The sequence below is a fragment of the Campylobacter concisus genome, from assembly GCF_003048555.1.
Lineage (GTDB): Bacteria > Campylobacterota > Campylobacteria > Campylobacterales > Campylobacteraceae > Campylobacter_A > Campylobacter_A concisus_AO.
Genome location: NZ_PIRR01000056.1, coordinates 1 through 7,506, shown reverse-complemented (window position 1 = coordinate 7,506; position 7,506 = coordinate 1). Strand labels below are relative to the sequence as shown.

At 38.1% G+C, this 7,506-nt stretch carries 10 protein-coding genes; 6 read left to right on the top strand and 4 right to left on the bottom strand.

Features of this window, described 5'->3' with window-relative positions; genetic code table 11:
- Positions 1-74: 74 nt before the first annotated feature.
- The 6 genes from CVS92_RS08250 to CVS92_RS08225 are packed head-to-tail and all read left to right on the top strand — an operon-like array spanning position 75 to position 5,647.
- Positions 75-2,174, top strand: coding sequence for a TonB-dependent receptor domain-containing protein (locus tag CVS92_RS08250; RefSeq protein WP_107789123.1), 2,100 nt, complete (start codon positions 75-77; stop codon positions 2,172-2,174).
- Positions 2,168-2,995 (top strand): alpha/beta hydrolase, encoded by an 828-nt coding sequence (locus CVS92_RS08245; RefSeq protein WP_107789122.1) that lies wholly within the window; start codon positions 2,168-2,170, stop codon positions 2,993-2,995. The genes CVS92_RS08250 and CVS92_RS08245 overlap by 7 nt, the downstream gene beginning before the upstream one ends.
- 33 nt (positions 2,996-3,028) lie before the next feature.
- Positions 3,029-3,274, top strand: coding sequence for an RNA-binding S4 domain-containing protein (locus tag CVS92_RS08240; protein WP_072594226.1), 246 nt, complete (start codon positions 3,029-3,031; stop codon positions 3,272-3,274).
- Positions 3,274-3,672, top strand: coding sequence for a tRNA (adenosine(37)-N6)-threonylcarbamoyltransferase complex ATPase subunit type 1 TsaE (tsaE, locus tag CVS92_RS08235; protein WP_107789121.1), 399 nt, complete (start codon positions 3,274-3,276; stop codon positions 3,670-3,672). Before CVS92_RS08240 ends, tsaE begins: the two co-directional genes overlap by 1 nt.
- Positions 3,665-4,393, top strand: a complete 729-nt coding sequence (gene lptB, locus CVS92_RS08230; protein ID WP_107789120.1) for an LPS export ABC transporter ATP-binding protein — start codon at positions 3,665-3,667, stop codon at positions 4,391-4,393. The genes tsaE and lptB overlap by 8 nt, the downstream gene beginning before the upstream one ends.
- Before the next feature lie 3 nt (positions 4,394-4,396).
- The gene (locus CVS92_RS08225; RefSeq protein WP_234398724.1) at positions 4,397-5,647 is read left to right on the top strand and encodes an RNA polymerase factor sigma-54; all 1,251 of its coding nucleotides are present in this window, start codon (positions 4,397-4,399) and stop codon (positions 5,645-5,647) included.
- On the opposite strand, the gene CVS92_RS08220 is transcribed toward CVS92_RS08225, so the two are convergent.
- The 4 genes from CVS92_RS08220 to CVS92_RS08210 all read right to left on the bottom strand — a co-directional run.
- Entirely contained in the window at positions 5,648-6,241 is a 594-nt protein-coding gene (locus CVS92_RS08220; protein WP_199906426.1) for an RNA polymerase subunit sigma, read from the bottom strand.
- Positions 6,220-6,393 (bottom strand): hypothetical protein, encoded by a 174-nt coding sequence (locus CVS92_RS09075; RefSeq protein WP_199906425.1) that lies wholly within the window; start codon positions 6,391-6,393, stop codon positions 6,220-6,222. The genes CVS92_RS08220 and CVS92_RS09075 overlap by 22 nt, the downstream gene beginning before the upstream one ends.
- Before the next feature lie 38 nt (positions 6,394-6,431).
- Complete coding sequence (locus CVS92_RS08215; protein ID WP_107789118.1) at positions 6,432-7,262, bottom strand: adenylosuccinate lyase; 831 nt, start codon at positions 7,260-7,262, stop codon at positions 6,432-6,434.
- A gap of 50 nt (positions 7,263-7,312) precedes the next feature.
- Positions 7,313-7,506 (bottom strand): hypothetical protein (locus CVS92_RS08210; RefSeq protein ID WP_234398723.1); only part of this gene is annotated, 194 nt, incomplete at its 5' end.

Genomic DNA, 7,506 nt, shown 5'->3' with positions numbered 1-7,506 from the left:
ATAATTAATATTGTTTTAAAAGATACTTCGCTAAATTTCAAACTTTTTCAAATTAAATTTTTAAAAGGATAGTTGTGAGAAAAACAAAATTTATTGCCATTTGTCTTAGTGTTTGTGTGGCAAATTCGCTCTTTGGAGCAGAGTATAAAGACAATAACGAAACAAGGCTTGATGGTGTTGTAGTAAGTGCTAGTGGCTTTTCGCAGCAGATAAAAGAAGCTCCTGCAAGCATTAGTGTGATAAGCGGCGATGAGCTTACAAAAGATAGCTTTACTTCACTCCACTCAATCGCTCAAAAAGTGCCAGGCGTAAATGTCGTTGGTGGTGAGGATGGTCCAGCTAGCGGTATCTCGATACGCGGTATGGAAAGCTCTCAAACGCTAGTTTTAATAGATGGTAAAAGAGTAAATTCAAGTAGCGCAAACCCAAAGGGCGGAGCAGGGGATATGAACTCAAATTTCATTCCACCAGCCGAGGCGATCGAGCGTATAGAGGTCATCCGTGGTCCTATGAGCTCGCTTTATGGTAGCGATGCGGTTGGAGGTGTTATAAATATCATCACTAAAAAAGATTTTTCAAAATTTAGTGGCAATGTCGGCATCTCAACCACGATAAACACTCATAAAGGTATAGGCGATGGCAGACAGGGTGACTTTTATCTAAATTTACCTCTTTATAAAGAGCTTTTCGCACTTCAGCTTTGGGGATATAAAAAGCTAAGAGATGAGGACAACTACAAAGGCGGTTATCAAAAGAGCGATAAGAGGAATTTAAGTGCAAAACTTTGGATCACTCCAGATGAGCACAATAAATTTTTTATCCTTGGCTCAAGTGAAAAACACGACTACTCACGCACCGTCGGCAAAACGGCTACCATAAAGACAAATAAGGTTTTAAACGCCTATGACTACGAGAAAAAGAGCTATGGTGTGGGCTATCTTGGAGAATTTGATAGTCTAAATGCCGATCTTAGCTACATCTATGATCAGACACAAAGAACGAGCCTTTTTGATAAATTCATACCTGCAAAAGCTAAAAATCACAACTTTAACTCTAAATTTACAACGTTTTTTGGTGCGCATACACTCACTTTTGGCTATGATTTTAGCAAGCAAAATGTCGGCACGACCTTCATCGTCTCAAATGCCTCAAGAAACGGCTTAAAAGACCCAAAGACCTACTCGATGAGCGAGCATGCGGGATTTATCGAAGATGAGTGGCAAATTTTAGATGAGAAGCTCTTTTTAACGCTTGGCTCAAGACTCACGCACAACGAATTCTTTGGCAATCACCTCTCGCCAAGAGCTTACCTAGTCTATAACGCTACAGATACGCTAAGCCTCAAAGGTGGCGTAGCGACTGGCTATAAAACGCCAAATGTCAATCAAATCTCCCCGGAAGTAGGCACTATTCAAAATGCTTGGAAAATAGTTGATTTTGGAAACAAAGATCTAAAGCCAGAAAAAAGTATAACTTACGAAGTTGGTGCATATTATGACAATCAGGCTGATTTTAGAGGCTCGGTAATGTTTTTTAAAAATGAATTTAAAGATAAGATCTTAGACACTGACGGCAGTAATGTAAATAGAATTCCAGCTTTTGGTACTTGCTCAGGTGCGCCAAGTGTTAATTGCCCTGGCTGGGGAACTTACTTTAATATTGAAGGTGCGACCGTTTGGGGCGTTGAGCTAAGTGGCGATTATGACATCCTTTCGAATCTAAATTTAAGCTCAAACTACACCTATAATAAGTCAAAAATAAAAACTGGCAACCCAACGATAAACACACCAAATGGTCCTATGAAATTTAGTGAGACAAATCTTGGTAGACTTGATGCAAAAAGCCTAACAGCAACCCCAGAACATGCATTTCATGCAACACTTGCTTATAAACCAATTAAGAGTGTAAAAACATTCTTCACCACAAACTATGAGAGTAAGCTTACTAGTGTGAAATTTGGCCCTGGCAATAAGGTGAGTGAAAATAATAAAAATTTACTCACATTTGATACAGGCGTAAGCTGGGACGCAAACAAGCACCTAACACTTAGCCTAAATGCCTACAATATCTTTGATAAAGTAAGATACGATGAGGCGCTAGCAGACGACGGCAATTACTACTGGTATCCACAAGAAGGCAGGAGATTTTGGTTTAAGGTCGCTGCAAAATGGTAAGAGCGCTTAAATTTTTACTTTTTACGCTTGGTATGACGCAGACTTTGCACGCAGGACCTAGCCAGACGCCTGAGCCACTTAGCCAAAAAGCTGCTAGTAAATTTGAAATTTCAACCTTTAAAATGAGTGCAAATGATGAAATTTATAAAATTTTTACAGCCAAGCTAAAGGGGCAAAGTGAGTTTAAAAATGTGCTTTTCTTGCTTGATGCAAATGCCCAGTTTAATATGCTCTTAAATGAATTTGATGGCAAGGCTGCACCACTAATAATAGGCATAGGATATGACACAGACAAAAGCTACGAGGTAGAAAAACGCACAAGAGATCTCACTCCAAAGGCGGATGGCGAGGAGTTTAGTAAAGGTGGTGGCGCAGATGCGTTTTACCACTTTTTAACTAAAAATTTAGTGCCGCTAATCGATGAGAAATTTAACGTGCAAGATAGTCAAAAAAGTCTTTACGGTCACTCTTTTGGCGGTCTTTTTACGCTCTATGCCTTGCTTAAAAACGAGGGCGTATTTTCAAATTTCTTTATCGCTTCGCCGTCTCTTTGGTGGGGCGATTCTGAAATTTTAAAGCAAAACGTGAGTGATGGTAAATTTAAAGAGAAACTAAAGGCTAAATTTGTCTTTCTTAGTGTTGGTGAGCTCGAAAAAAGAAAGGGCAAAACAGACAAAGCTGGCATTTTAAAGGCGAGCGATTTGGCTTTGATTTTAAAACAAAGTAGCGTAAATTCTCACTTTGAGCTTTTTAAAAATGAAACCCACGGTAGCGTAATACCTCTAAATTTAAAAGAGCTTTTAAAATATCTAAAGGATTAAAAATTTAAGGCTATTTTTGTTAAAATCCGCCGCATGAGAGTAGATAAATTTTTAAACGTAGTAAATATCACAAAAAGGCGTGCCGTTAGCGAAGATATGTGCAAAAGCGGCGTTGTGAGCATCAACGGTGTGCAGGCAAAAGCGGCAAAAGATGTTAAAGTTGGCGATGTGGTTAGCATCAAATTTCTAACGCGCGAGGCGAGATACGAGGTGCTAGCGATCCCAACTACAAAAAGCATACCAAAAAGCGCTCAAAGCGAATATGTAAAAGAGCTTTGATGGTTTTTGAGCTTTTAGAAAATGAGCTAAACCGGCTTGTACAGGTGCTTCCAAAAAGTGGCGTGGTGCTACTAAGTGGCGATCTAGCAAGTGGTAAAACGACGCTTGTAAAGGCGATCATTAAGGCTCATGGCATAGAAGAGAGCGTGACGTCGCCTACGTTTTCTTTGATGCAAATTTATGGTAAAGATATCTACCACTACGACATTTATCAGATCGGATTTGACGGGATGGTAAAAAACGGCCTTTTTGAAAATTTATTTGAAGAGGGGCTTCATCTAGTAGAGTGGGGCGATGAAAATTTAGAAAAAGCTCTAAAGAAAAATGGCGAGAGCTATACGTTAGTAAAAATTTCTCCTAGCAAAAATGGCAGAAAATACGAGGTTATAAGTGCATAAACTAGAAGTAAAAGATCTAAAAAAGATGATTAAGAAAAGTGAGATCATAAAAGGTATATCTTTAGAGGTAAATAGCGGCGAAGTCGTGGGGCTTCTTGGGCCAAATGGTGCTGGAAAGACGACTACTTTTTATATGATTTGCGGACTCATCTCACCAACTAGCGGAGATGTTTTTTTAAATGACGAAAAGATCACAAATGTTCCGCTTCACAAAAGAGCACACCTTGGCATTGGCTATTTGCCGCAAGAATCAAGCATATTTAAAGAGTTAAGTGTCGAAGAAAATTTAATTCTTGGAGCTGAAATTTTAGACCAAAACGCAGAAGAGATCTCTAAAAAAGTAAATGAGATGCTAAATATGCTAAACATTGAGCCTATTCGCCTAAGAAAGGGTGTTAGTCTAAGTGGTGGCGAGCGCAGACGCTGTGAGATCGCTAGAAGCCTCATCATAAAGCCAAAATTTTTACTTCTTGATGAGCCATTTGCAGGCGTCGATCCTATCGCAGTTAGCGACATCCAAAGCATCGTTAGAGACCTTAAAAAGCTAGGCATCGGCGTTTTGATAACTGACCACAACGTCCGTGAGACGCTAGCTATTTGTGACAGAGCTTATGTCATCAAAGACGGCTCGCTTCTAGCAAGTGGCAGTGCGAGCGAAGTGGCAAACAACAAGCTCGTTAGAACGCACTATCTTGGCGAAGAATTTAAGCTGCTTGAGTAGATGATGCTAAGGCAAAAGCAAACTTTAGCGCCAAAGATCAAACTAAACCAAACACTACGAAGCTGGCTTCCCATACTTCAAAGCGGACTTGATGAGCTAAAAGAGACGCTTGAGCCTTTTATAAAAGACAATCCATTTGCCACGATCGAACATAAAAATTTAGAAAAAAGCGAAAAAAAAAGAAATTTTTTTGAGCAGGTTAGCAAAAATTCTGTTACTGAGAGCATCGAGGCTTTAAGCATCTACAAAGAAAGCCTCTATGAAAAGCTAATTAGTCAAATCAATCCGCCACTTTTCCCCACGCAAAAGTCTCAAGATATCGCATATAAGATCATCGAGTGCTTAGACGATGAGGGCTATTTTTCTTATGATGATGAAATCTTTGTGGGCTTTAATGAGGGCGAAGTAGAGCGGGTTAGAGCGAGATTTGCCTACCTTGAGCCTTGTGGCGTGGGTGCAAAAGATATCAAAGAGAGCTTTTTGTTTCAGCTAAGTGAAGCAGAGGCAAGCGATGAGATCATAGAGTGCGCAAGAAAGATCATCTTAAATTTTGAAAATATAGAAAAACTTAGAAAGCTAAAATTTTACGACAACGCGCTAAAGATCATAAAAAAATTTAAAAATCCCCCGGCCATTGAGTATCTCGAAGATGAAAAAGAGGCGGTGCCTGATATCTTCGTGCTAAGCACAAGTAGCGGCATAAGCGTGCAGATAAATGACGAGTACTATCCTGAAATTTTGGTTGATACTGAGGGATTAGACGAGAAAGAGGCTTTTGTAAGCTCGCGCATAAAAGAGGCAAGCGAGCTCATAGACGCCCTTGAGATGAGAAAAGCGACGCTTTATAAGATAGGGCTCATGATAGTTGAGTATCAGTATGACTACTTTTTGGGTGGCGACATAAAGCCTATGAAGTTAAAAGACCTAGCAGACGAGCTTGGGCGCAACCCTTCAACCATATCAAGAGCGATCGCAAACAAATATCTAAGCTGTTCAAGAGGCACGGTCGCACTTAAAAATTTCTTTTCAACTGGCTTTGACGAGGAGACTTCAAATGCTGCGATAAAGGAATTTTTGCTAGAGCTTATCAAAAATGAAGACCACAAAAAGCCACTTTCTGATCTAAAAATTCAAGAGCTAATCCAAGCTAAATTTAACATCCAAATCGTTCGCCGAACTATCACAAAATACCGCAAAATTCTAAACATCGGTAGCTCAAGCCAGCGAAAAAGAGTCTATCAGATAAACGGCTAACTACCACTCATTTACAGCAAAAAGTATGGCCTTACGCATCTGCGTAAAAAGCTCGTTACTAATCTCTTCGTACTCTTTGCCACGTTTTTTATATTGTGCCATGCCTGCTGCATCGTCGTTCCAAGAGCCCATACCGCCAAAGACATCAGCCAAGCTTGCCGCAGCAAAAAGAGCTAAATTTTTCTTTGGCATAAGCGGTGCATTAAATATCTTTTGATCATCATTGCTTGAAGATCTAAGTGATTTTAATGCCCTGCGAAAACACTCACCAAAATTCTCACACTCTATCTCATCTGCAAAGGCTGCTATCTTGGTAAGTGTGTCCATAAAAGCCTCTGTGTTGTCACTAAAATTTTCTAAATTTACATCTTTTTCAAGACCAAATTCTTTATATATTATGTCCCAGCCTCTTTGATTTTTGTTGTATTTCCAGTAGGGCACGAAGCAGCTCATGTGCTCTTTAAAAATACAAATGATCGATTTTGCGGTAGAGTTTGAAAAGCTAAGCAATAAACGTTCATCTGATGAGCCAGTTAAATTTGCAGTAAGTCTTACATCGCTTAATCCAAGTTTTAATGCGTGCTCAAAAACCACTCATTTACGCCATTTGCCCTATGGCCTGAGAGAAAGTGAAAATTTATACTATTTTCGTAGTTAGTGCCATTATATAGGATAGAAGAATTTGACTTTATGGCCTGCTTTGCGGCAACAATAATGGCGCATATATTAAACATTTCACCATTCATTTTTGCTCTCTTTAATAGCCCTTGTGACAAGCCGTGCTCTAGCCAACCATCACAAAATTTTCTTGATTTTTAAAGTATGGTTTTAGGCTTTCATAAGCAGATTGAATATTTTTAAATTTCTTTGCATATTCTTCTTGTATGAGAGGATTTTTGTTGGCATGCCTATCTGGGTGATAGATATTTACGAGCGAAAGGTAGCTTTGTCTGATGGTTTCAAAGTCATCATTTTTTTTGCAACCCAAAATCTCAAAATTTTCCTCAAGTAAATTTGCAAGCACAGAAAATCTGCTTACAAATTTAGATGAGCTTTTTATTTTTATGCCTTGTTTAAAGGCTCTGTAGTCTTTTTCATCATAGATAAAATTTACGCTAAATTTTGGATAGCTTCTTTTGTAGAGTAGTTTATTTAATGTGTTTATGTCGTTGTCATTTGAGATGGTGATGTTTAAAAAATCATCATTTTTGCTAAAGGCAATATTACTTTTTACTAGACTCTCGCTGATGTAGCTAGCAAAATCTCTGCAAAGTGCATCTTTTAGTTCAAATTCGACTTCATTTTTTACAAAATTTACGTTTAGGCTAATGACTGGAGTTAGGGCATTTTTTTGAACAAAGCCAAGCTTTATGGTTTTATAGTTTGCAAAACGAATATCAAGCTTATCATCGCTTTGCTTTTCATAAAGTTTTTTTATAAATTTTAAAAAGCACTTGCGTTGTGGGATTTCGCTCTCTTCATAAAACGAAATAACCTTATTTTTATTAGATAAAATTTTTGTAAAATTTCTGCTTATCATATCTCTAAGCTCACGAAACAAAGTGTCATTATCAGTTAAAATACTTAGAGATTCTAATGTTTGCGTAACTTTCATTGCCTACTCCATATAAAATATTACATGTTTTAGCAATAAGCATTCCAAATTTATATTTTTCTTATATCTTGGCCTTTAATGTACCCTGCAAATTCGTTTTTTAGCTTATTTTCTTTATATGAGATCGCCTCTTCTTTTGTATGAGAAACGGCTTCTTTTTGAGTTTTTTTGATCTCACCTTGCTCTTTAGTAAGTTCTTTTTTTATCTCTTTTAAACTATCGAAAAAATCATTCATCTTTGCTC